The sequence below is a fragment of the Pseudanabaena sp. CCNP1317 genome (genome assembly GCF_034931345.1).
Lineage (GTDB): Bacteria > Cyanobacteriota > Cyanobacteriia > Pseudanabaenales > Pseudanabaenaceae > Pseudanabaena > Pseudanabaena galeata.
Genome location: NZ_JAYGIF010000062.1, coordinates 1 through 22,941, shown reverse-complemented (window position 1 = coordinate 22,941; position 22,941 = coordinate 1). Strand labels below are relative to the sequence as shown.

At 41.7% G+C, this 22,941-nt stretch carries 15 protein-coding genes and 4 pseudogenes; 13 read left to right on the top strand and 6 right to left on the bottom strand.

Annotation, left to right across the window (positions count from 1 at the left end):
* Positions 1–209: 209 nt before the first annotated feature.
* The 8 genes and pseudogenes from VB775_RS13750 to VB775_RS13715 all read left to right on the top strand — a co-directional run.
* A complete protein-coding gene (locus tag VB775_RS13750) occupies positions 210–3,353 on the top strand; it encodes a PAS domain S-box protein (RefSeq protein ID WP_281007107.1) in 3,144 nt (1,047 codons plus the stop codon).
* Between the two features lie 170 nt (positions 3,354–3,523).
* Positions 3,524–4,414, top strand: a complete 891-nt coding sequence (locus tag VB775_RS13745) for an NAD(P)-dependent oxidoreductase (protein WP_281007106.1) — start codon at positions 3,524–3,526, stop codon at positions 4,412–4,414.
* A 158-nt stretch (positions 4,415–4,572) separates the two neighbouring features.
* Complete coding sequence (locus tag VB775_RS13740) at positions 4,573–5,742, top strand: pyridoxal phosphate-dependent aminotransferase (protein WP_281007105.1); 1,170 nt, start codon at positions 4,573–4,575, stop codon at positions 5,740–5,742.
* A gap of 75 nt (positions 5,743–5,817) precedes the next feature.
* The gene (locus VB775_RS13735; RefSeq protein ID WP_281007104.1) at positions 5,818–6,579 is read left to right on the top strand and encodes an SGNH/GDSL hydrolase family protein; all 762 of its coding nucleotides are present in this window, start codon (positions 5,818–5,820) and stop codon (positions 6,577–6,579) included.
* Between the two features lie 53 nt (positions 6,580–6,632).
* The gene (locus VB775_RS13730; protein ID WP_281007103.1) at positions 6,633–7,175 is read left to right on the top strand and encodes a pyridoxamine 5'-phosphate oxidase family protein; all 543 of its coding nucleotides are present in this window, start codon (positions 6,633–6,635) and stop codon (positions 7,173–7,175) included.
* 74 nt (positions 7,176–7,249) lie between these two features.
* Entirely contained in the window at positions 7,250–10,279 is a 3,030-nt protein-coding gene (locus VB775_RS13725; protein WP_281007102.1) for an Eco57I restriction-modification methylase domain-containing protein, read from the top strand.
* A gap of 104 nt (positions 10,280–10,383) precedes the next feature.
* A pseudogene (gene nrdJ, locus VB775_RS13720) lies at positions 10,384–11,625 on the top strand (ribonucleoside-triphosphate reductase, adenosylcobalamin-dependent); the annotation flags it as partial.
* A gap of 258 nt (positions 11,626–11,883) precedes the next feature.
* Positions 11,884–14,079, top strand: a pseudogene (locus VB775_RS13715) (LAGLIDADG family homing endonuclease); the annotation flags it as partial.
* Between the two features lie 146 nt (positions 14,080–14,225).
* Here VB775_RS13715 and VB775_RS13710 read toward each other — a convergent pair.
* The 3 genes from VB775_RS13710 to VB775_RS13700 form a co-directional block, all read right to left on the bottom strand.
* Positions 14,226–14,474: a hypothetical protein gene (locus tag VB775_RS13710; protein ID WP_281007100.1), complete on the bottom strand. Its 249-nt coding sequence runs from the start codon at positions 14,472–14,474 to the stop codon at positions 14,226–14,228.
* A gap of 103 nt (positions 14,475–14,577) precedes the next feature.
* A complete protein-coding gene (locus VB775_RS13705) occupies positions 14,578–15,000 on the bottom strand; it encodes a type II toxin-antitoxin system VapC family toxin (protein WP_281007099.1) in 423 nt (140 codons plus the stop codon).
* A complete protein-coding gene (locus VB775_RS13700; protein ID WP_281007098.1) occupies positions 14,997–15,224 on the bottom strand; it encodes a hypothetical protein in 228 nt (75 codons plus the stop codon). The genes VB775_RS13705 and VB775_RS13700 overlap by 4 nt, the downstream gene beginning before the upstream one ends.
* A 464-nt stretch (positions 15,225–15,688) precedes the next feature.
* Here VB775_RS13700 and VB775_RS13695 point away from each other — a divergent pair, with 464 nt between their 5' ends.
* The 4 genes and pseudogenes from VB775_RS13695 to VB775_RS13680 all read left to right on the top strand — a co-directional run bounded on the left by VB775_RS13695 (position 15,689) and on the right by VB775_RS13680 (position 18,519).
* Positions 15,689–15,901, top strand: coding sequence for a hypothetical protein (locus VB775_RS13695; RefSeq protein WP_281007097.1), 213 nt, complete (start codon positions 15,689–15,691; stop codon positions 15,899–15,901).
* 126 nt (positions 15,902–16,027) lie between these two features.
* Positions 16,028–17,797, top strand: coding sequence for a DUF4209 domain-containing protein (locus tag VB775_RS13690; protein ID WP_281007096.1), 1,770 nt, complete (start codon positions 16,028–16,030; stop codon positions 17,795–17,797).
* Between the two features lie 116 nt (positions 17,798–17,913).
* Positions 17,914–18,278: pseudogene (locus VB775_RS26485) on the top strand (BrnT family toxin).
* Positions 18,265–18,519, top strand: coding sequence for a hypothetical protein (locus VB775_RS13680; protein ID WP_281007094.1), 255 nt, complete (start codon positions 18,265–18,267; stop codon positions 18,517–18,519). The pseudogene VB775_RS26485 and the gene VB775_RS13680 overlap by 14 nt, the downstream one beginning before the upstream one ends.
* A 247-nt stretch (positions 18,520–18,766) precedes the next feature.
* Here the strand turns inward: VB775_RS13680 and clpS are convergent, their stop codons facing one another.
* Positions 18,767–19,075, bottom strand: a complete 309-nt coding sequence (gene clpS / locus VB775_RS13675) for an ATP-dependent Clp protease adapter ClpS (RefSeq protein ID WP_103667074.1) — start codon at positions 19,073–19,075, stop codon at positions 18,767–18,769.
* A 330-nt stretch (positions 19,076–19,405) separates the two neighbouring features.
* Between clpS and VB775_RS13670 the strand changes: the two genes are divergently transcribed.
* The gene (locus VB775_RS13670) at positions 19,406–20,404 is read left to right on the top strand and encodes an LdpA C-terminal domain-containing domain (protein ID WP_281007093.1); all 999 of its coding nucleotides are present in this window, start codon (positions 19,406–19,408) and stop codon (positions 20,402–20,404) included.
* A gap of 488 nt (positions 20,405–20,892) precedes the next feature.
* On the opposite strand, the gene VB775_RS13665 is transcribed toward VB775_RS13670, so the two are convergent.
* Together VB775_RS13665 and VB775_RS13660 are read right to left on the bottom strand one after the other, a co-directional pair.
* Positions 20,893–21,312, bottom strand: a complete 420-nt coding sequence (locus VB775_RS13665; protein WP_281007092.1) for a type II toxin-antitoxin system VapC family toxin — start codon at positions 21,310–21,312, stop codon at positions 20,893–20,895.
* A gap of 93 nt (positions 21,313–21,405) precedes the next feature.
* A pseudogene (locus VB775_RS13660) lies at positions 21,406–22,665 on the bottom strand (type ISP restriction/modification enzyme); the annotation flags it as partial.
* Between the last annotated feature and the right edge of the window lie 276 nt (positions 22,666–22,941).

The window sequence follows — 22,941 nt, the reverse complement described above, 5'->3', positions numbered from 1 at the left end:
TGTCCTAACAAGAATGGCTATAGCTATATGTAGGGATTTAGTCTGCAAATCCTCTTTTAAGAAGACACGGAAACATGATAACGATCTTTGTTCCATGTAACATCAGTAATACCAATTCACACAAGTGTTGCTATACTTTCGTGAATTGGTATCAAATATTTTTCGGGAAAGCACTATCAATTGCGTAAATTGCGTAATTTTTAACCTTAATGTTTACCATAGATACTAAGCTTAATGAACTAAAGCTAGCAATAGTTAGTAATCCTTTAGTAGTTAATTCTAACGAGCGCGTCATTGATGCGATCGCTCAAATGATTGTCGTGCAGGACAAAGGTCTTCGTCCAAGTCATTTAGAGCAACTGTACCTAAAGGCAAGATCAAGCTGTGTATTGGTGGTAGAAGATGGGCAGGCGATCGGAATTTTGACTGAGCGGGATGTAGTGCGATTGACGATTGAGCGTCAACCGCTTGATCGCTTGTTGATGCACGAGGTAATGAGCCAGCCAATAGTTACGGTCTATGCTAAAGAATCGCTCAATGCTGTACAGCAACTAATGGAACAGCGAGATATCCATAGACTAGTGGTCATAGGTGATCAGAATGAATTAGTGGGGATTGTGACCCAGACGCTCTTACTCCAATTTCTAAATTTGCCAGAACTAGTCAGATTAGAAGCTGAAGCTTTGATGGTAAGTCAGCGAACTGCGCTAGAAGAAAGTAATGCCTTATTAGTAAGGACAAGTGAAGATTTGCAATGCACGATTGAGGAGTTGAGAAGCAGTACTGAAGAACTAATTGAGAAACAACATCATCTGGAAGACGAACAGGTACGCTACCACAATTTATTTATCTTTTCTCCCGATGGCTATCTCGTTACTGACGTATCTGGCAACATTAAAGAGGCAAACCAAGCAATCTTAAACCAATTAGCGATCGACCGTGAGTTGATTGTAGGTAAGCCATTCATTGTTTTTTTTGCCCCTAACCAAAGCGAGATTTTCTATGGCCGACTCAATCATCTGCTAACGTCAGTCATTACTAATGCAAATTGGGAAACTACGCTGGTATCTCGACAGGGAAATTCTTTTCCTGTTGAAGTTACTGTCACAAAAAATATTAGTCTCGCTACTAAGGAAATTCAATTTTTCTGGATTGTCCGTGATATCAGTGATCGCAAACATGCTGAAAAAGCATTGCAACAACAACTTTCGGCGATGGAAGCAGCAATCGATGGAATTGCGATTTTACAAGAGAATAAATACATCTATTTGAACCAAGCGCACCTAGAAATGTTTGGTTATAAAAAGGCTGAAGAGCTTATAGGCAAATCTTGGACACAGTTGTATGCACCAGAGGAACTTGCTCGATTTGCACGGGAAGTATTTCCTGTACTAGGACGCGATCGCAGTTGGCGAGGAGAAGCGATCGCTATCCGTAAAGATGGAACTACTTTTACTGAGGGATTGTCGCTCACCATTACAGAGGATGATTTGTTGATTTGTGTATGCCGTGATATTAGCGATCGCAAACAAGCCGAGCAAATCATTCGCCAACAATTGCGTCAGCAGCAAATGTTGGAGGCTCTCACTCAACAAATTCGTGAATCATTAAATATCCCTGAAATCTTGGCAGCAGTAACTCAACAGGTCAGAGATTTGTTTGATGGCGATCGCGTGATCATTTTTCAACTATTTAATGATGGTCGCAGCCAAATAGTTGAAGAATCTGTGAGCGATAATTTTCCAAAACTCAAATCCCGTAGTTGGGAGAATGAAGTTTGGGCGCAGGATATTCTCGATTGTTACTGGCATGGCAAACCTCGCATTGTTCCTGATGTCATGAATGATGTCTGGACAGATTGCCTCATTGAATATTCCCTCGAAGGTCAGGTTAAGTCCAAGATCGTCGCCCCAATCCTCCAAGATTTGCATGGGATCGAAACCCATCAATGGGTTTCACCTACGACAACTAAAAAGATCTGGGGTGTTTTGGTTATTCATGCTTGTCAAACCAAACGAGTATGGCTAGAGTCTGAGGCGCAACTGCTACAACAAATCGCTAATCAATTAGCGATCGCCATTCAACAAGCCAGTTTGTTTGAACGATTGCAACAAGAACTATCGGAACGCAAACAAGCGCAACAACAATTAATCGAAACAAATCAACAACTAGCCATATCTAACCAAGAACTAGCGCGTACTACTCGTCACAAAGATGAGTTTCTCGCCAATATGAGTCATGAACTTCGCACTCCTCTCAATGCAATTCTGGGCATTACGGAGGGGCTAATGGATGAGGTCTTTGGTTCACTTAGTGAAGAGCAGAGAAGAATATTACCAATCATTGAAAGGAGCGGCAATCATTTACTAGAACTAATCAATGACATCCTCGATCTCTCCAAAATAGAAGCAGGTAAATTGGTCTTGGATTGCTCCTTAACCGATGTTAATCGGCTTTGCCAGTCCAGTATGATGTTTGTCAAGCAGCAGTCCATGCAAAAAAAACTGCATTTAATTATGGAGGTCGCGCCTGTCCTTCCTGAAATGATGATCGATGAACGTCGCATTCGCCAAGTGTTAATCAATCTGCTCAACAATGCTGTGAAATTTACGCCAGACGAGGGGCAAATCACTTTAGAAGTGACACTCGAATCTGTAAATGCAGATAATGATATTAAACCCACTCACTGGTTACATTTTGCTGTCATCGATACAGGTATCGGCATCGCCCCTGATGCTCTAAAAACACTATTCCAACCCTTTGTCCAAATCGATAGCGCTCTCAACCGTCAATATGATGGAGCGGGGTTGGGGTTAGCGCTAGTCAAACGCATAGTCGAACTACATCATGGATACGTTAATGTCACTAGTGAATTAGATGTTGGCAGTCGTTTCACCATCTCACTCCCCTATGACAGCACCTCGATTCCTTTTCCTCAAGCATCACCAAAGTTAGATTCAGAAGCGATCGCCTTAACTAATGACCCGACCGATTCTTCGCCGCTAATTTTGCTAGCCGAAGATAATGAAGCGAATATCATGACAATTTCTAGCTATTTAGAAGCCAAGGGCTATCGGCTGATTATTGCCAAAAATGGACTGGAGGCAATTAACTTGGTGTTGTCAGAGCAGCCAAATTTAGTCCTAATGGATATCCAAATGCCTGGTATGGATGGACTTGAAGCGATCAAACAGATTCGCGCTCAGAATTTAATTGATGTCCCAATTGTTGCGGTGACGGCACTTGTCATGGAAGGCGATCGCGAGAAATGTTTGGCGGCTGGAGCCAATGAATATCTCAGTAAACCGATCAAACTCAAACAACTAGCCACTTTAATCCAACAGTTTCTATAGTAGTAAAAGATTTACTGAAAACCCAAAATAAAAGTGGCGGCGCGAAGCGCCGCCACTTTTATTTATAGCTAGCTTTTTTCGGTAATTCTTCATGAGGATACGAGAAACTCTAGCTGTAGCTGACTATATAGTAAATTTATAAAGCTCGATCAGCTTTATAAATTATAGGTATGACTCAAAAGATTGCATTTCTGGGTTTAGGCGTAATGGGTGGTGCAATGGCTGCCAACTTAGTCAAACGAGGATATTCGGTACTAGGTTGGAATCGCACTAAAGAGCGTCCCACAATCTCTACATTTACGAGTGTAGGCGGCACATTAGCTAATTCCTTAGAAGATGCAGTCAGTTTTGCCGATGTGGTTTTTTCTTGCCTCGGTGATGTCCCTGATGTCAACGAGGTGTTAATCGGCGATCAGGGAGCCATGCATTTTGCCAGAGCCAACACCTTATTTATCGATACCAGTACCATCGGCAGTGATGCAGCAAAAAATATTGGCAATGCTTTAATGCATGACGGTTTGAGATTTTTGGATGCACCAGTTTCAGGCGGCGATGTGGGCGCACGCAATGGTACATTGACTTTTATGGTGGGTGGAAATCCTGAAGATTTGCAAGAATGCCTACCTCTATTTGAAGCCATGGGTAGCAATATCAAACATTGCGGGGCGATCGGTAGTGGTCAAGCCGTCAAGCTCTGCAATCAAACTCTTGTATCTGTGTATATGATGGCTCTCTGCGAAACCATGCAGATTGCCGAGAAAATGGGTGTTGATCCCCAATTAGTAGTTGATGTCTGTGGTAGTGGGGCGGCTGGCTCATGGGCTTTAAATAATCTAGGGCTGAAAGTTGCCAAGGGGGATTATCAAGCGGGTTTTGCCATCAAGCATATGCTCAAGGATTTGCGACTGGTGCAAGAAATCAGCGATCGCCAAAATCTTGATTTTTCCGTAGATTTACCTGCGATCGCCTTGGCCATGCAAAACTTCTATAAAGTGAGTCAACTCGATGATGGGCAAGGTGCAGAGCAAGGCACACAAGCGATGATTCGCGCTTATCTATAAGGCTTTGCGTACTTTCAAAAGTAGTGGCGGCGCTTCGCGCCGCCACTACTTTTAGGGTTTAAATCTTAAATTGTTAAAAATCTATCAAACTCTAGCAAGTATGCTTTGATACAATGCGAAACTAATCCCATAAAGATGCCTCCGCTCCTCCAGAAAACATGCAACTGGCAAAAAGACTTCGTAATATTCAGCCTTCCTTAACTCTAGCGATCGACGCAAAAGCTAAGGCAATGAAGGCTAGTGGAATTGATGTTTGTAGCTTTAGTGCTGGCGAACCAGACTTTGATACACCCGACCATATCAAGGCTGCTGCTAAGACCGCACTCGACCAAGGCAAGACTCGTTATACTGCTGCCGCAGGTATACCCGAACTCAAACAGGCGATCGCCGCCAAGCTCCTGCGCGATAATCAAGTAACCTACAAGCCCGAACAAATCATCGTTACTAATGGTGGTAAGCACTCGCTTTATAACTTGATGATGGCAATTCTTGATGAGGGGGATGAAGTGATTATTCCTGTGCCGTTTTGGGTGAGCTATCCCGAAATGGCAAAACTTGCCGATGCAACTCCAGTATTTGTGATTACCACTGAGGAAACTGGCTACAAAATCACCCCTGAGCAATTAGAAGCAGCAATTAATCCCCAAACCAAACTTTTTGTGCTGAATACGCCTTCTAATCCCACAGGGATGGTCTATTCACCTGCGGAAATTAAGGCTCTTGCTGAAGTTTTGGAACGACATCCCCATGTGTATATCGTCTCCGATGAGATTTACGAAAAGATTCTCTACGATGGTGCAACCCATATCAGTATTGCTTCAGTAAGTCCCGCAATGTACGATCGCACCTTAATCAGTAGCGGTTTTGCCAAAGCTTACTCGATGACAGGTTGGCGAGTTGGCTATTTAGCGGGTTCACCTGAAATCATCAAGGCAACGACGATGATTCAAGGACATAGCACCTCAAATATCTGCACCTTTGCTCAGTATGGAGCCGTAACTGCGCTCAATGATTCCCAAGAATGCGTAGAAACAATGCGGAAAGCTTTCGCTGAGCGTCGTGATGTCATGTATGACCTGTTAACTTCCATTTCAGGACTGACTTGTCCTAAACCCGATGGAGCCTTCTATCTCTTTCCTAGCATTAAGTCTTTTGGAATGCCTTCTCTTGAGTTTTGCGACAAACTACTAGAAGAGTTTCAAGTAGCTGTAATTCCGGGAATTGCTTTTGGTTTAGATAACTGCATTCGACTGTCCTATGCTACTAATTTAGAAACGATTCGTGAAGGTTGCGATCGCATCCGTCAATTTGCTGAAAAACATTTTTAATCCAAAATGTCAAAAAGGAGGCGGCGCAAAGCGCCGCCTCCTTTTTGGGCGAATTCTTTTTAAGAGAATAAAGTGATGAACAAAATATACTTCGCTATAGCTATTTTGCTAATCCTTGTCAGTGGATCTTTTGGGCTAATTTTCTGGTTGCAGAACAATAATCAACCATCAGCCATCACTGACTCTCCAACCGATCGCTATGGATTGAATATGTATTCTTCTAGTCCCATATCAAATCGTGATCTCAACAAGCCCTTAGTCGTATTTTTTGGGGACTCCCGTGCGGTGGCTTGGCCAGCGATCGCCAATATCCCCTTTGAATTTGCCAATCGCGGCATCAATGGACAAACGACTGACCAAGTACTAGGGAGGCTATCAGCCCATGTTGCCTCGTTATCACCCCAAATCGTCGTTGTCCAAGTCGGTGTGAACGACCTAAGAGATATTGCTGAATTCCCCAATCAATCACAGAATATAGTCAATAATTGCAAACAGAACATTCAAAAAATTGTTGATCGATTAACTCAAGAACTACAAGCAACCGTAATTCTGTCTACGATTTTCCCGACTAGTGAGTTATCTCAATCGGTTCGAGCTTATTGGCCAGAAGAAGCCGATCGCGCAATTATTGAGATTAATCAATTTATCAAATCCCTCAAAAGCGATCGCGTTATTATTTTAGACGCAGCAACACTTTTAGCGGATGAGAGTGGCAAGGTTCGCCCAATCTATAGCCGCGACATTCTGCATCTCAATAACCAAGGCTATACAATGCTTAACGAGGAGTTATTGAAAATACTCACCAATTACAAAAATATAGCTGTCGCCAAGAAGTGAGTGGCGACAGCTATATTAATTCACGAGGATTGGATAGTTAAATAGTTAAACAGATGTCTAAATTTTACGATCGCATTACGACCGAGTTGCAAACATTCATCGAAGCTCAACATATTTTCTTTGTGGCAAGCGCTCCGAACGAGGGGCGGGTGAATCTATCTCCTAAAGGAATGGATGCTTTACGCGTAATTAGCGAGTCCGAAATCGCCTATCTTGATCTCACAGGAAGTGGTAATGAAACCGCCGCCCATCTCCTCGAAAACAGTCGAATTACAGTCATGCTTTGTAGCTTTACCGAAAAGCCTCTCATTCTGCGCCTCTATGGTCAAGGTGAACCAATCCGCCCCAGAGATGCAGCATGGCAAGAATATTTATCGCTATTTCCTGCGATCGCGGGTACTCGCCAAATTGTGCGCGTAAAGGTGGAATCTGTACAAACATCTTGTGGTTTTGCAGTTCCCTTTTATGAATTTTCAGGCGATCGCCAAGTTTTAAAAGAATGGGCTGAGAAAAAAGGTGAGGAAGGTGTGTATGAATATTGGGAAAAGAATAATCAACATAGCATCGATGGCTTACCAACTGGACTATTAAAATAATCAAGGCAGACAGCATCAGTCCAAATTATGATTAACTCTGCTAGACTGGCTTTCTAGTTCGTAAGATTAATTGTATGAGTGTCCCAGCCAAAATCTCTGAGTTAGTTCAGCGCTTTCAGCAAAATGAGACTGAATATCGTTCAATTAGCTATAACGAAACTCAGACAAAAAACGACTTTATCACCCCATTTTTTGAAGCGTTGGGTTGGGATATTCGTAACGAAAAAAGATCCTCTGAAGCATATCGAGAAGTGATTTATGAGTACAGCGTCAAAATAGGCGACACCCATAAAGCCCCAGACTATTGCTTTCGGATTGGTAAATCTCCTCAATTTTTTGTAGAGGCAAAAAAGCCATCCATCAATATTGCTCAAAATACTAAACCTGCATTTCAACTTCGACGTTACGGTTGGTCAGCAAGTTTACCCGTTAGTATTCTCACAGATTTTGAAGAATTTGCAGTATATGACTGTCGCATTCAACCGAATGTTAAAGATCTACCAACTGTCGCTAGAATCCTCTATTTTAAATACACAGACTATATAGATAAATGGGATGAAATAGCCGCCTTATTTTCGCGAGAGGCGGTTTTGGCGGGTTCTTTAAACCAATTTATTACTTTACAAACAATCCATAAAGGCAATCAAACCGTTGATGATGCTTTCTTGAATGAGATTGAGAATTGGCGTAGTATTTTAGCTGCAAATCTGGTGTTTTATAATCCTGAAATTACATCTCGTGATCTCAACTTCGCCGTACAAATAACTATCAATCGCCTCATCTTTTTACGCATTTGTGAAGATCGTGGAACTGAAAACTATGGCAGATTAGAAGAACTACAACAAGACAGTAATGTTTATGATCGCTTATGTCAAATTTTTCGAGAAGCTGATGATCGCTATAATTCAGGCTTGTTTCATTTTAAAGATGAACGTAATAGACCTGATTTTGATAATTTCACCTTAACTTTAATCATTGGTGATCTTCCATTAAAAAATATCATCAAGAATCTCTACTATCCCAGTCCCTACGAGTTTTCTGTAATTCCCATTGAAATTATTGGACAGGTGTATGAGCAGTTTCTTGGGAAAATAATTACTCTAAGCACACTCGGTGTCACTGTAGAAGACAAACCCGAAGTACGAAAAGCGGGAGGCGTTTACTATACTCCAGTTTATATCGTTGATTACATTGTTAAAAATACTGTTGGCAAATTATTAGAAGGTAAAACTGCTAAACAAGCCGCGAAATTAAAAATTCTTGATCCTTCTTGTGGTTCAGGTTCTTTCTTGATTGGAGTATATCAATATTTACTAGAATGGTATCGCGATTATTATTTAAAAAATCCTACTCGTAATTCTCCCATTTATGAATCAATATCTGGGTGGCAACTGACGACAACTGAAAAGAAAAAGATTTTATTAGACAATATTTTTGGTGTAGATATCGATGCTCAGGCAGTTGAAGTCACTAAGTTATCTTTGTTATTAAGAGTTTTAGAAGGTGAATCTCAAGAAAGTGTTACTAATCAATTAAGGCTATTTAAAGAAAGAGCATTACCTGATTTAGATAATAATATTAAGTGTGGTAATTCCTTAATTGACTCTGGCTTTTACGACAAAGTGCAGATGAGTTTGTTAAGAGAAGATGAAGTCTATCGAATTAATGTGTTTGATTGGCAAAATGAATTTTCATCAATCATGAAATCAGGTGGCTTTGATGCAGTAATAGGTAATCCACCCTATATTCGCATTCAAACTCTAAAAGAATGGGCAGCAAGAGAAACCGAATTTTACAAGCAAACTTACTTGGCGGCAAGCAAAGGAAATTATGATATATGTGTTGTATTCCTCGAAAAAGGATTAAGCCTATTAAATAAAACAGGTAAATTGGGATATATCTTACCTCATAAATTTTTTAATGCCCAATATGGGGAACCAATTCGCAAAATTATTTCTACTGGCAAACACCTATCAGAAGTTGTCCACTTTGGCGATCAACAGGTTTTTACAGGTCCAACCACTTACACTTGTTTAATATTTTTGGATAAAGTAGCTGCTTCTGAATGTGAAATTAAAAAAATAAGTAATATTTTAGAATGGTGTGAATTCGCTAGTTCAATAGACACTAAAATAGACGTGGAAACTATTACTTATAAAAATTGGAATTTTCCTGTTGGCAGTGATTTAAGTTTATTTGAACGGTTAAATAAAATGCCTGTCAAGGCTAAAGATATAGTAGATAAAATCTCTCAAGGTATTCGCACTAGTGCAAACAAGATATATGTTTTAGATTTAATTGAAAAAAATGAAAAATCTGTTGTTGTTTATTCTAATAAAATTGACAGTACATTTGAAATTGAATCCCAGTTAGTATCTTTGTTTTTAAAAGGGAAAGAAATTAAAAAATATAGAACAATTCCTTCTAATCAAGTTGTGATCATTCCTTATCTTTTAGAAAAAGGATCTGCCAAACTCATTACTGAAAATGAGATGTTGTTATCATTTCCAAAGACATTTACATATTTGTTGCAAAATAGAGAATATCTATCAAATCGTGAAAAAGGAAAGATGAATAATTCCAATTGGTATGGATATGTTTATCCTAAAAATCTTGAGTTGATGAAATCGCCTAAAATACTTGTGCCAGATATAGCAGATAGAGCTTCTTTTGCAATGGACAAAATTGGTGAATATACTTTTACTAGTGGCTATGGAATTACTTTTAAAAATACGATTAGGGAATCACCCGAGTATATTTTAGGACTTTTGAATAGTAAGGTATTGAATTTTTATATAAAAAATGTAAGTACTCAACTTCGTGGGGGCTTTTTTCGCTATTTTACGCAATTTATCGAACAGCTTCCTATTCGTTTAATTGATTTTGAGGTAAAGAACGATCGCGAAAATCACGATCGCATGGTTTCTCTAGTGGAGCAAATTACGTCACTCCATAACAAGCTCAAGCTAGTCAATTCGCCAAATGAAAAAAACATGATTGAGAAGCAGATCGAAGTGATTGATTGCCAAATTGATCGCTTGGTTTATCAATTATATGAATTAACAGAACAAGAAATTGCGATCGTTGAACAAAAGGAATCCTAGGTAACTGAAATATAAACCTTAAATACTAGTAGCGTTATTTTAGCTTTTTTTGATTAATACAACGCTATATATGTGCTAAGCTCTAAAGTATTTTGCAATTGTTTATGGTACAAGAACTCAAACTGATCTCCAAAGAGGTCAGATTCCCCGATAGCGCTCCTGCCGCATATCCTGTATTTTTCAGGACATATAGCCGTAAATATAATAACAAACGCGAAAGCTGGGCTGAAGTATGCGATCGCACACTTACAGGTTTAAAAACTTTAGGTAAGCTGACCCAAGAACAAGCTGACCTGATCGACAAGATGCAAAAGCAGCTTAAGTCCCTTACCTCTGGGCGCTGGCTTTGGGTCGGTGGTACGGAATGGGTAGATCGCCCCGAAAATTTCTCTGGCTCCTATAACTGCACCAGCACCAACGTAATCGACTGGCGAGCCTTTGGGTTGATGATGGATCTCGCGATGCAGGGATCGGGTACAGGTGGCGTATTAGAGCCGCAGTACATTAGCCAACTGCCCGTAATCCGTAACCAGTTGCAAGTAAATGTGATCGGTGCGATCGGTGATACTCCCGTTGAAAAACGCCGCCACAATACCGAAGTCGAATTTGACTATGCCAATAATGCCGTCAAATTCTATGTGGGCGATAGCCGTCAAGGTTGGGTCAAGTCCTACCAATCGCTATTAGAGCTATGCAGCGAAGAAAAATTTGATGCAGCTAAGCCCGTCCAAGTCACCGTTGACATCAGCGATGTGCGCCCCAGTGGTGAAGCCCTCAAAGGTTTCGGCGGCATGGCAAATCCTGTCAAGTTGCCAACCCTCTACGATCGCTGTGCCAATATTTTAAATAAAGCGATCGGTCGTCAACTCACCTCCGTCGAATGCTGCATCCTCATTGATGAAGCCGCAGTTTGTATCGTAGCTGGTAACATCCGTCGCAGTGCGGGGATTCGTCAGTTTGCCTCAGAAGATGCCCTTGGCGCTGCTGCCAAAGATAATCTCTGGCAACAAAATGAAAGTGGCAACTGGAGTATCGATCCTGAGCGCGATGCACTGCGGATGGCAAACCACACGAGAGTATTTCACCGCAAACCCACAGAGCAGGAATGTGTTGATGCAGTCCGCAAACAATATTATTCAGGTGAAGGTGCAATTCAATGGGCAGGTGAAGCGATCGCCCGTTCTAATTCTGACATCTTGACTACTACCAATCTGAAGAAAGAATTTCTTGCTCTTTATGCACAAGGAATTGCCAAAGCTAAAGAATGGCTGTTGTCACTACAACCAAATATGTCCAAACGAGAACTTGATCATCGTTTTGAGCGTTATGGTTTGAATCCTTGCGGTAGCCGTTAGTTTTGCCGCTCTATTCAGGAATGAATAGACAAATCAGTGGGTGAATTGTCTGGAAGCCCTAACGTTAAGCCGAGGGTAATCAGCAGCCAAGTCTAGAAGGGTATAAGTTTCTAGAAAGGTTCAGAGACTAGAGAGTGAGTCCCAACAATAATCTCTCAAACAGCGCCCACCATCCAGAACGGATGAAGATATAGTCCGATCCTCTTGGAAACAGGAGAAACGATGGAAATCATCGGCTCAGGGTTTCATTGCAACCTCTCAGAGGTGCATCTAAACCAAATCGATCCACATAATCACAAGGAGCAAGAACAAGCCTTTAAAGCAGGTGCTTTATCTGTTGCCGCTTTGCTCAATCATCGCTTTCTGGAAGAGCGTTATCAATTTAGCCGTGAAGTTGACCCAATTGTGGGCGTATCCTTCACAGGACTATTTGACTTCTTCGTTCATGCCTTTGGTGTGGAATGGTTGCGCTGGTTTGAGGCAGGTCGTCCTGACACTGTGCAGGGGCTAGACTTCAAAGAGAAAGAAGCGAATTATCTCAATCGCTGGCGCGAAATCGTCCATCAGACGGTTTGGGAATATTGCGACTCGCATGGGTTACGCCGCCCGAATCGTTGTACGACAACTCAACCTGCGGGATGTCTCGATCGCACCGCTTTACGCATCTTTGATCAAGGTCTGCTCTATGCCGATGAGATTGTCGAGGCGGGTAGTGGCGAAAGCAAAGGTTTAGATTTGAGTGTGCGGAATGGCATTGCTACAGATACAGCGATCGCTAATCAGCCTCTAAATTTAGTGCGGGTCACTCTTGAAAATGGTCGCGTTTTGCGGATGACTCCTAATCATCGTCTGGCGATCGCTAATCAATGGGTGAGAGCCGATCACCTTGAACTTGGCATGGATATTGATTATTCATTAGGCGAATATCGTCACACAGAAGATGCTCTATTGCTAAGTCTCAATGCTGCTCAATATACTTGCGAAGGTCGTAAGGAAATCTTAGGGCATGGTCGCGGTGTGCTGACTGCGGAAATCACGACACCAACTACACTAAATCCCGAATTGGGCTATTTCTTGGGTTGCTTGTTTGGTGATGGCGCAATGAGTGAGGGCAAAGATCGGGTGCGGTTTGCTTTCAATGAGAAAGAATTAGATTTGGTTGAGCGTTTGCAGGCGATCGCCCAAAGCCAGTTTGGACTCACAGGCAAAATCAGCCATGATCCTCGCAATGGCGGTACAAGAGGCGAATTAAGTTTTGCCTCTGGACAGTTGTTTGATTGGCTGAAATTGAACCAATTGCAGAAAGGTATTAGCAAGGATCTAGATCGGATTCCTCTCGCAATTCGTAAATCCTCTCGCGAGACAATTCTTGCCTTCTTCTGTGGCTTGATTGACACCGATGGCTGTGTTCGCGAGAAAGGTTCTCTTTCCATTGACTCATCGAGCGAAGCCTTTATTCGTAACTTGCAACAGATCGGTGAAGCCGTTGGTTTGTGCTTTGGTATTTTCCATAATACTCAAGGTGAGAACTTCCAAGGTCAAAAGAATATGTGGGGCTTATCTCTGAGTCGGATGTTGTCACAGCCTGAATCCTTGGCATATCTCAACACCTACAGCCGCAAGTGCCAGCTCCGTCCATTACCAGAACCTAAACGTCAGTTTGCCTTCCATCCCTATCGCGTCACCAGTATCGAGTTTGAAACTACTCCCGACTACAGCTATGACTTTGCGGTATCGGGAATTGATGATGACGACTCATGGTACTGGCAAGGGGCGCTGAAGTCTCACAATACCAAGTCTCTATTGACAGGGGCTTCCCCAGGGTGGCATCCTCCGAAGGCACAACGCTTTATTCGTCGGATTACTTTCCGTAAGGAAGATCCTGTGGCGCGGGCTTGTATGGACTATGGCTATAGCATCATTCCTTCGCAATCTGATAAGGATGAGAATGGACTATTGCTCAATGATCCCTTCGATCCGAGATGTACAGAATGGCTGGTGGAGATTCCTGTGAGCGTGTCTTGGGCTGACCTTGACGGTGCGGATCAGGTGGAAATCAGTAAGTTCGATGTGATGGCGCAGTTTGATTTCTATATGCAGGTGCAGAAGCATTACACCCGTCATAATACTTCCGCAACCTTGGAGTTGCGTGAGGCGGAAATTGAGCCTTTAGGAAAGAAGATTTACGAAGCGATTCGTGATGATGAGGGTTATATCTCGGCGGCGCTGTTGGCGCGTTTTGATGACCTACAAACTTTCCCCCGCTTGCCTTTTGAGCCAATCGATAAGGCTACCTATGAGAAGCTCAGTGCTGAGGTGCTAGTACGTCGCCAGTCTGATGATTTTTACGCAAGTTTGTTGCGTTATGATTCGGGTGAGTTGATGGATGCGGGCCCTGCGGGTTGTGATTCTGATAAGTGTATGTTCCCTGAACAGAAGCCATAGTTTCTAAGTGATCGCCTATGCCTATCATCACGATTTGGCTAGGCGATCGCTCAATTGCAATGACGAGACAGCCCAATGATGATGTTTATCGCTAGGCATCAGGAATGCTACTAAAACCCCTGTATCGAGAATGACGTTTTTTTGCATTATTTGCCAAATCCTTCCATGTATTTGGGGTTATAGGATAAGTCTTCTAGATTGCTATCTAAACAACCGATAAAGTCTTTGGCAGCTTCAGCAAAAGAAATATCCTTCTCTTCTGGTTTTATCTTTTCTTGGCTATCAATAGGTTTACTAACTTTGAATTCTAAGTACTCAATAAATCTAATCACTTCGTTGTGCTGTTCGGCAGGTAAGCTTTTTATTTTGGCGATCGCAATTTCTAAGGTGGTCATTGTGTCTTTACTTAGGTTGTTTCTAGTTTAGCAAACCTCAGTATCTAAGGCGATCGCCTAAGTCTATCATTACAAATTAGCAAGGCGATCGCTATAGGTTGCTTTAAATAGTCCAAGGATTCACAATGGTTACTTCTATCCCTGCAAAATCTTTTTCATTACGAGTAACTAGAGTTAAAGAGTTCTGGAGCGCGATCGCGGCAATGAGAGAGTCCATCATCGGCAGTGGTCGCCCTTGTTTTTCAAGTTTTCCAACTAATTCACCCCATAACAACATGGTTGGAAGGTCGATGTCTATAATCCTTCCCGTAAAACGATAGGGAAGAGTTTGCTTTAGCCAAATATCTAGATCTTCTTTGCGGCGAGATGGTGTGAGTTTACTAATGCCCTTGGCAATTTCACCCATCGTAATCACGCTTAAATAGAGTGTTTCAGGGGATTGGGTATCTAGCCAGTCTAAAACCTGTTGATTTGGTTTCTTGGCGACTAATTCGGAGATTAGGCAGGTATCAAGGAGATAAGTCATAGAATAAATCGATCAGGCGATAGACTTTTATCGCGGCTGAGGTCTAACTCTCCATTGGCAGTAAGTTCCACAAGGGGAGATTGCCGAAAAAATTCGGAGAGTTTGGTGGGTGATTGATTAACTCTATATGTTTGCTTAGTTGATCGCCAAACCTGCATAAATTGGATTAGTGACGCTTCAGGTGTTTGCTCGATTTCGCGGATCAGTTGTTCTTTGATTGTCATAACTTAAGCCTCTTTGTTGTTTAAGCATACCTCAATAATTTTGTGCATAGGTAGCGATCACCTAAGTCTATCATTACAAATTAGCAAGGCGATCGGCTAAATTACTTTGCTGGAGCTAGTTTGTTAGATTTAGTTTAGAATGTATATAGCGCTCCTAAATGAGTTGTAAGATTTTGAGGTTTGTGAGAGTGCGCCCCTTCGGGGCGCACTCTCACAACCTATTTAGGATTGCTATACACAAGCAGCAAATATAAAACGATGCAAGCAATTCGTTTAAATCAAACTATAGAAAAAGATGGTGAAATTCATCTAAGCGATCTGCCTGTTTTTCAAGGGCAATAGGTTGATGTGGTAGTTTCGCTTTCTCCTTTGCCTGAGCCTAAAAAAAACTTTTACTGCGCGGCAATTGCTGAATTCTGGGTTGATTGGTGTGTGGGAGAATCGGACGGAGCTAAGTGAAAAATATGCTGATTAAGGAAAAGTCAAGTAATCTTAAAGTAATTGCTAAATCTATAGATGCTCTCAATCTAACTGAGCAATTGTGGCTTTTGGAGCGTATAGCGCATCAAATTCGGATTAGAAATGAACTAGTGGCAATGGCACAAGATCCGCAAATTCAAGCTGAGCTTTCTCAGATTCAGCAAGAGTCTGCTGTTACAGATTTTGATGGTCTTTGAAACATGTCTATATTGCGATCGCAAATCTATTTTGTAAATCTCAACCCGACTGCTGGCAGGGAGCAAAGTAATTTCTCAAAACGATGAATCATCCATTAAAAAATCTATCACTCATAAAGTAGACCTATGAATCCCTCAAAAGATGCCTTAGATGAAAAACTTATTGCCCTTGAAACATTAATAGATGTTTCTGAATATGATATTAAGCTGGAATTAGGACTGCTGAGAGATAACAACAACGAAGAAATAGAACCTTGTCAGGAATGGATATACGAAATAATGGCATTCTCTTTTTACGAGAATGCTGCTAATCACAACAGTGGTTGGGGAACATATTTTGGACCAATGATGACCGCTCCAGAAAAAGATGGAAGAATGATGGAAAGTCCTAGTATTCAACGAGTTAATGCAAAGGTTATTTCCTATTGGACTCAGAGATTTCAATCAACAAGTAATTCGCTCATGCAAGCACGTTACGCAGGGTTAGTGTATGATTTTACTCAAAAAGTAACTGGTGAAAAGCCTCATCATTATCATTCAGTAGCAACTACATATTGTCAGGCACTACTTAAAGTAGCTAAAGAAAGAAATCATGATAATGAGGTTGACATTATCCAGAAGCTTGAACGGGCTTTATTCATTGCAACTTCCTTTAAAAAACAAGAACTAATTACAAGTGCAAAAGAAATAATTTTAGATTACGAGCGTTTTATCGCTGAAGATTCTAAACCAAATCTCTGGGGTTTCAGTTTCGATTTACTCATTGATAACAAAAAAGTTTTTCTTTCCACAGACGAAGAGAAGGGAGTGATAGAGTGTCTCGAAGATAGACTAAATAGACTCAAAGATGGAGAAGAACCTTGGATATGCGAAAAAGCTGCTGAAAGACTAGCTCGCTATTATCGCTCAAAAAAACTTAAAGAAGAATGTTCTCGTGTCATAAGAACACTGGGGTATTCTTTTGAAAGTGCTGCTAGTAAAGCAGAGCCTCTGATCGCTTCTGGTTGGCTAGAACACATGCATCATGTCTATACAGAATATGAGCTTGTCAATGATGCAAAGCGTATTTTAAGAATCATCCAAGATATCAGTCCTAGGGTATACGATGATATGAAATTAATATCCTATGAAATGGAGATTTCTCATAATGAAATCGAAAGTTATATTGAGCAAATGTTAGACGGTGATCTTGAAAAGTCTCTTACTCGCATTGCAATAAAGCATATTCCACAACGTTGTGAGATTAAGAAACAGTTACAGGAGCTTGCGGAGAAGGCTCCTATTAGCTTTCTCTTTACAAAGGAAATAACTGACGAACAAGGAAGGATAATTGCGACTGTAGGTTCTTTAGAAGAGGACTTGGATGGAAATATTGTGAGTCAAATGTCTCAAAGAATGGATATATCTGCGATATTTTTAAATGCAACTATATCCAGAGTAATAAACCAATTTGGTCTTGATTCTGATAATTTAGTTAGCTACTTATTTAAGTCTCCAGTTTTTGTAGACAACCAAAGAGATTTTTTACTTAAAGGAATTCAAAAATATCTTGAACAAGATTATGTAGTGGCTACTCATCTACTCATTCCACAGATTGAGGCAACTGTGAGAAAACTGGTGGAAATTTCTGGCGGGACAGTTTTAAAGCGTGGACGAGGTGGTGGTTTTCACTTGATAACACTTGATGATCTTCTCCGAAGTGAACAGGTAAAACAGGCATTAGGTGAAGATGCTTCTCTTTATTTTCGAGTAGTTTTAACCGATCAACGAGGCTGGAATATCCGTAATGATGTTTGTCATGGCATTTCCATGCAACATAAATGTTCCCAAGTTGTTGTAGAAAGGCTAATTCATATTCTTCTTGTATTAGGACTTTTAAGGCATAAGCAACTTTAAGCAACATCCAAAATATTGATTGGTAGCGATCACTAATCACATTGGCAATTTATTAGGCGATCGCATTGCAGATCAGAGAATAGGCGATCGCTTTCAATACTTGTTAAAATAGCCTCATGAAATATGAGTGGGACGAAAACAAAGCAGTCAAAAACTTGGCAAAGCATGGAGTTTCCTTCGCAGAAGCGAAAACTATCTTTGACGATCCGCTTTATGTTGACTTCTATAGCGCTCCTAAATGAGTTGTAAGATTTTGAGTGTTGTGAGAGAGCGTCCCTTCGGGGCGCTCTCTCACAACCTATTTAGGATTGCTATATGACCTAGAACACTCAGAAGACGAAGAACGTTTTATCTAATTGTCGGCGAATCAAATCGAGGACGATTATTAATCGTTTCCTATACAGAGAGAAGAGATTCAATTCGGATCATCAGTGCCAGAGAAGTTACAAAATCGGAGCGTGAAACATATGAAGAAGGCTGACTTAGAACTAGAAGACGACCTTAGACCCGAATATGACCTCAAAAGTCTGCGTGTCAGAAAACTAGGCTCAGGACGTAAAAGCTTTGGTGGCTCAACTGTGCGTCTAGAACCTGATGTTGCCGCAATATTTCCAAACGCCGATGCAGTTAACGAAGCCCTAAGATTCCTAATTAGAGTGGCGCAACAGAACCAATCCCCTATGAATACAACATTGCCTAACACTCAGGGAAATACCCCCTAGGGTGGTAGGGATATTTCAATTTATTAGGCGATCGCCTCATCAAATATATTTTAACGTCAGTTCGACGAAAGCGAAAAATGGGAAGAATCGCTAAGCGATTCTTCCCATTTTTCGCCATTTGCGTCGTGCGAAGCACGACGCAAATAGCTATATCGAACTCACGTTATTTTAGAATCAATATTTGGAGAATAAAAAAATGCCAATCTCCATTCAGGATGCATCCTTCAGCAAATAGAAATAATTGCCTTTACTCTGCTTCCAGAGGAGCCATCGTTAAGCCCGCCTGTTTGAGCTGGGCGTGATAAAGCTCAGCTTGCTCCATTGGTCCCACCCAAACGATCGCTAAGCCTTCAAAATGTACTTGATTGGTTAACTCCCAAGCCATCTCCTCAGTCATATTTGGAATATACTTCATCAGGCATTCAGAGACATGCTCAAAGGTATTGAAATCATCATTTAACACAATTACCTTATATTTCGGGTAAGGCTTGCGTACTATTTCTTTGACAGTATCTTTGACTTTTTCGGGGGTTTGAACAGCAGCAAAAATAGCCATAATCTCAACTCACGCTTTATACATTATTATCGCAAAAATCGATCATAGTTGTGCATATATAGCAACGCAAGAGATAGAAAGGACAAATCAAAACCCAAAAGATGAGTGGCGGCGCTTTGCGCCGCCACTCATCTTTTGGGTTTTATCTCCTAAGCAAAACTTACATTGCTATAAAACGCAACCCAGAAGATGAAAGCGCTGCAAAGCGCCGCCTTCATCTTCTAGGTTGTGAAAAGCAAAGCCCGATCGCGGTTACAATCGAAAATATCCCAACTACGAGTATGAGGTTTTTCAGCGTGCTAATGACCTTGAGTAAATAGTACTGAAACTATGGAACTTGAAGCCCTCCGATCGCACCAGTGGTTTAAGCTCATTTGTGGTGCAAGTTATCAACATTTACCCTCAATTCGTCATCTGGCGCTAATTTATACATTGGCTGGCGCTGATTGCATTGATATGGCTCCCGATCCTGCCACGATCGCTGCTGCAAGGGAAGGCATCGCCGCCGCATTAGAGTTAGACCCAAAGGCGATCGCCCCTTTAGTGATGGTCAGCTTTAATGATGGCGAAGATCCCCATTTTCGGAAAGCTTTTTTTGATCCTGAGCTTTGTCCAAGCGATTGCAGCCGACCTTGCGAAAAAGTATGCCCCACCACTGCAATCAAGTTTAGTAATGATTTCAATGGGATCATGCCAAGTCTTTGTTATGGGTGCGGTCGTTGCTTGCCCCTATGTCCAGTGCAGATTATTCATACCCGCGAACAGGTCTATGTCCCTGAAGATATTTTTGATGAAGTACTTAACCAGTCAGTTAATGCGATCGAAATTCATACTCAGCCCAATCGCACTAAAGAATTTGCCGCATTTTGGCAGCGCTTGAGTCCGATTATCCCTAAGCTCAAGTTGGTAGCTGTAAGCTTCCCAGATTGTGAAGATTTACAGAATTATCTGATGTCGTTGCTCGATGGGATGAATCCCCAACCGCGATCGCTGATCTGGCAAACCGATGGCAGACCGATGAGCGGCGATATTGGTGATGGTGCAACCCGTGCGGCGCTGCAACTTGGGCAGAAGGTTCTGGACTTCAAACTACCCCTTGGCTTTGTGCAACTGGCTGGTGGCACAAATGCGAGTACTGTCCCCAAATTGCGCCAAGCAAACATCCCTGTGGCTGGGGTAGCCTATGGCAGCTATGCTCGTAAAATCGTGATTGATTTTCTAGAAAGTCTAGGAGAAGACATCCCCGATCGCCTTGAAGATCGTCCTTGTTTGCTCTGGCAAGCTGTAGCGATCGCCCGACAATTAGTTTCACAAATTAAACAAAGCTAAAGGTTTAGAGATTTCATTTTGACTACGGCAAAATGAAATCTCTAAACCTTTACTAAGATTGATTTTTTGTTTTCAAATGAGTATACATTCATTTGAAAATCGCTATATAGCTATAGCCACCTGTATCAGGACAAATCAAAACCCAGATAGTGTGAGGCGGCGCTTCGCGCCGCCTCACACTATCTGGGTTTTATGTTCTAACAAGAATGGCGACAGCTATAGCAACGCAAGAGATAGATAGGACAAATCAACACCCAAAAGATGAGTGGCGGCGCAAAGCTCCGCCACTCATCTTTTGGGTTTTATGTCCTAAGCAAAACTTACATTGCTATACAAATAAATTAACGTGAGTTCGATATAGCTATTTGCGGCGTGCTTCGCACGCTGCAAATGGCAAAAAATGGGAAGAATCGCTTAGCGATTCTTCCCATTTTTTGCTTTCGTCGAACTGACGTTAAATTACAACAATCTATCGTAAACATTTATCTTTAACATTCCCAAGGATTGACAAGAGTTAGATGACAGTCACAAAAATCTGCAATATTCCGAGTTGCTAGTACAGCATTTTTAGAAAGAGCGATCGCTGCAACTTGAGCATCAGCTTGGGCGATCGGTTTACCAATTTGTCGCCGCAATGAGGCTAACTTTGCATATTCCAGAGCCGCCACGCTATCAAAAGTCAAAATCCGCTCTAAAAAATCCTGCTCAAACATTTGCTGCACTGCTCTCTCCATATCACTACAACGTTTTCTTGTAGGCAAAAGCGCTAGACCGTAATATATCTCCGCCTGTGTAATTGTGGTGATAAAGACTTGTGATGGAATTTGCTGCGCGATCCAAGCCATAACCATAGGATTGGGAACTGCTCTCATAAATTTGGAAAGCACATTTGTATCGAGAATAATCATGATTGCTCGAATAGTGACTCGAATAATGGGCGATCGCGAAGCAGTGCAAGGCGATCACGCTAAAAATAAGTCATGGAGGCGATCTCCTAAAAATTAAGATATATCTGGCATTTGTTGAACGATCGCCATTGTCCTCACGCTGACGGTGCAAACTCTTTGCAGTAAATCGATTACCTGTTCTTTGTAGTCTGCAAATTTGTATGTGTTGAACAGCTTGGCAATGGTGGGATCTTTGGGTTTCTTTTCTTTGTATTGATCGAGTATCCATTCAAGGGCGGAACGGTTGCCGAGTTTGTATTCCCATGCGATCGCTGGTACACCAATTAACTGTGTATTATCATCAAGGATGATCGCGCCGTTAGGTTTATCGGCTTTGAGTTTGGCTTTGGGGTTGTCTTTGGTGGCAATTTCGACTCGTTTTAGTCCGTAGGGTTCGATGGTTTCGTAGTTGAGGTGTAAGTCCATTAGGGCTTTTCCCCATATCGCCCATTGATGGAAGTCTTCGTAAAAGGGAAGTCGGGGAAATTCGCGTTTGAGGTTGAGTTCGTATTTGGTGCGGTAGGCGGGATGGTGAAGGACAGCGTAAGTGTAATGGAAGATGTCGAGTTTGGTGATTTCTCGTACAGTTATCTCAATCTCAGGCAAGGGGCTTAAGCCCCTTGTTCCCAGAGTCTCATCGCTGTTAGGCAAGGGGCTTAAGCCCCTTGTTTTAGGGTCACTGCAATTTTGGACAATCTCTGAAATAGGTCTTAATCCCTTCTCAGGTAGTCCGTTTTCCCACGTTGAGATTAATTCTTGTCCCCAACGTTCAGAATGCTTAATGTGATTGTTTGATACATACTCAAGAATGTTAGTTAGAGCATCTTCATCTTCAATGAGTTGACGATTAAATTTTTGCGCCCAGACATTTTGACCCTTATCAAATTTGCGCGATCGCTGGAATTCGTGAGAACTAAATCCTTTTATTTTACGGATGTGTTCGTTAAGTTTCTTTTCTGTTTCAGCAGCAATGACCATGTGAACATGATCGGGTAAAACATTAAAAGCGGCGATCGTTATTTCATAACGCTTTGACGCTTCTGCTATTTTTTCAGCAATAAAAATTTGATCTTCATCTGTAAAAATCAGTGGTTCACCGACCTGTACGCCATAAGTGACCATCCGTTCTGATATGCGTGAGTTATGTGTAACAAACGTCACGAACCATAGTTGTCTATCCTCTACTACTGCTGGTAACAAGGGGCTTAAGCCCCTTGTCTCTTCTGAGGAGGGATCTGCTGGTAACAAGGGGCTTAAGCCCCTTGCCTGAGTTTTGGTTGTTGAGTAATGCTCGCGGAACCTCTCCAAAGCCCAATCAGTAATATTCTCAATGCGATCGCCTTTTTTATCATAACGATAGAGAGATACTCCATGAGAGCCACGAGAGCCTATACCAGCATCAAACAAGTGACGAGAAGCTTGAACAACAAAAGGAACTTGCTTGTGCATTGTTAGGCAAATCGCTTAGTGGTGCAGAAAACTCAGGAGAGTCTCAAGATGAGACAATGGTAATACGAGCAAATTCGATACGAAAATCTAACTTTTCGCGTTTGGCAATAGAAGCACAGGCAGGTGGAGGATTAGTTCTAG

Coding starts and splice junctions, on each gene's coding strand:
- VB775_RS13750 (WP_281007107.1), top strand. CDS start 210: ATGTTTACCATAGATACTAAGCTTAATGAACTAAAGCTAGCAATAGTT.
- VB775_RS13730 (WP_281007103.1), top strand. CDS start 6,633: ATGTCTAAATTTTACGATCGCATTACGACCGAGTTGCAAACATTCATC.
- VB775_RS13740 (WP_281007105.1), top strand. CDS start 4,573: ATGCAACTGGCAAAAAGACTTCGTAATATTCAGCCTTCCTTAACTCTA.
- VB775_RS13700 (WP_281007098.1), bottom strand. CDS start 15,224: ATGACAATCAAAGAACAACTGATCCGCGAAATCGAGCAAACACCTGAA.
- VB775_RS13705 (WP_281007099.1), bottom strand. CDS start 15,000: ATGACTTATCTCCTTGATACCTGCCTAATCTCCGAATTAGTCGCCAAG.
- VB775_RS13745 (WP_281007106.1), top strand. CDS start 3,524: ATGACTCAAAAGATTGCATTTCTGGGTTTAGGCGTAATGGGTGGTGCA.
- VB775_RS13725 (WP_281007102.1), top strand. CDS start 7,250: ATGAGTGTCCCAGCCAAAATCTCTGAGTTAGTTCAGCGCTTTCAGCAA.
- VB775_RS13690 (WP_281007096.1), top strand. CDS start 16,028: ATGAATCCCTCAAAAGATGCCTTAGATGAAAAACTTATTGCCCTTGAA.
- VB775_RS13670 (WP_281007093.1), top strand. CDS start 19,406: ATGGAACTTGAAGCCCTCCGATCGCACCAGTGGTTTAAGCTCATTTGT.
- VB775_RS13665 (WP_281007092.1), bottom strand. CDS start 21,312: ATGATTATTCTCGATACAAATGTGCTTTCCAAATTTATGAGAGCAGTT.
- VB775_RS13695 (WP_281007097.1), top strand. CDS start 15,689: ATGCTGATTAAGGAAAAGTCAAGTAATCTTAAAGTAATTGCTAAATCT.
- VB775_RS13710 (WP_281007100.1), bottom strand. CDS start 14,474: ATGACCACCTTAGAAATTGCGATCGCCAAAATAAAAAGCTTACCTGCC.
- VB775_RS13735 (WP_281007104.1), top strand. CDS start 5,818: ATGAACAAAATATACTTCGCTATAGCTATTTTGCTAATCCTTGTCAGT.
- clpS (WP_103667074.1), bottom strand. CDS start 19,075: ATGGCTATTTTTGCTGCTGTTCAAACCCCCGAAAAAGTCAAAGATACT.
- VB775_RS13680 (WP_281007094.1), top strand. CDS start 18,265: ATGAAGAAGGCTGACTTAGAACTAGAAGACGACCTTAGACCCGAATAT.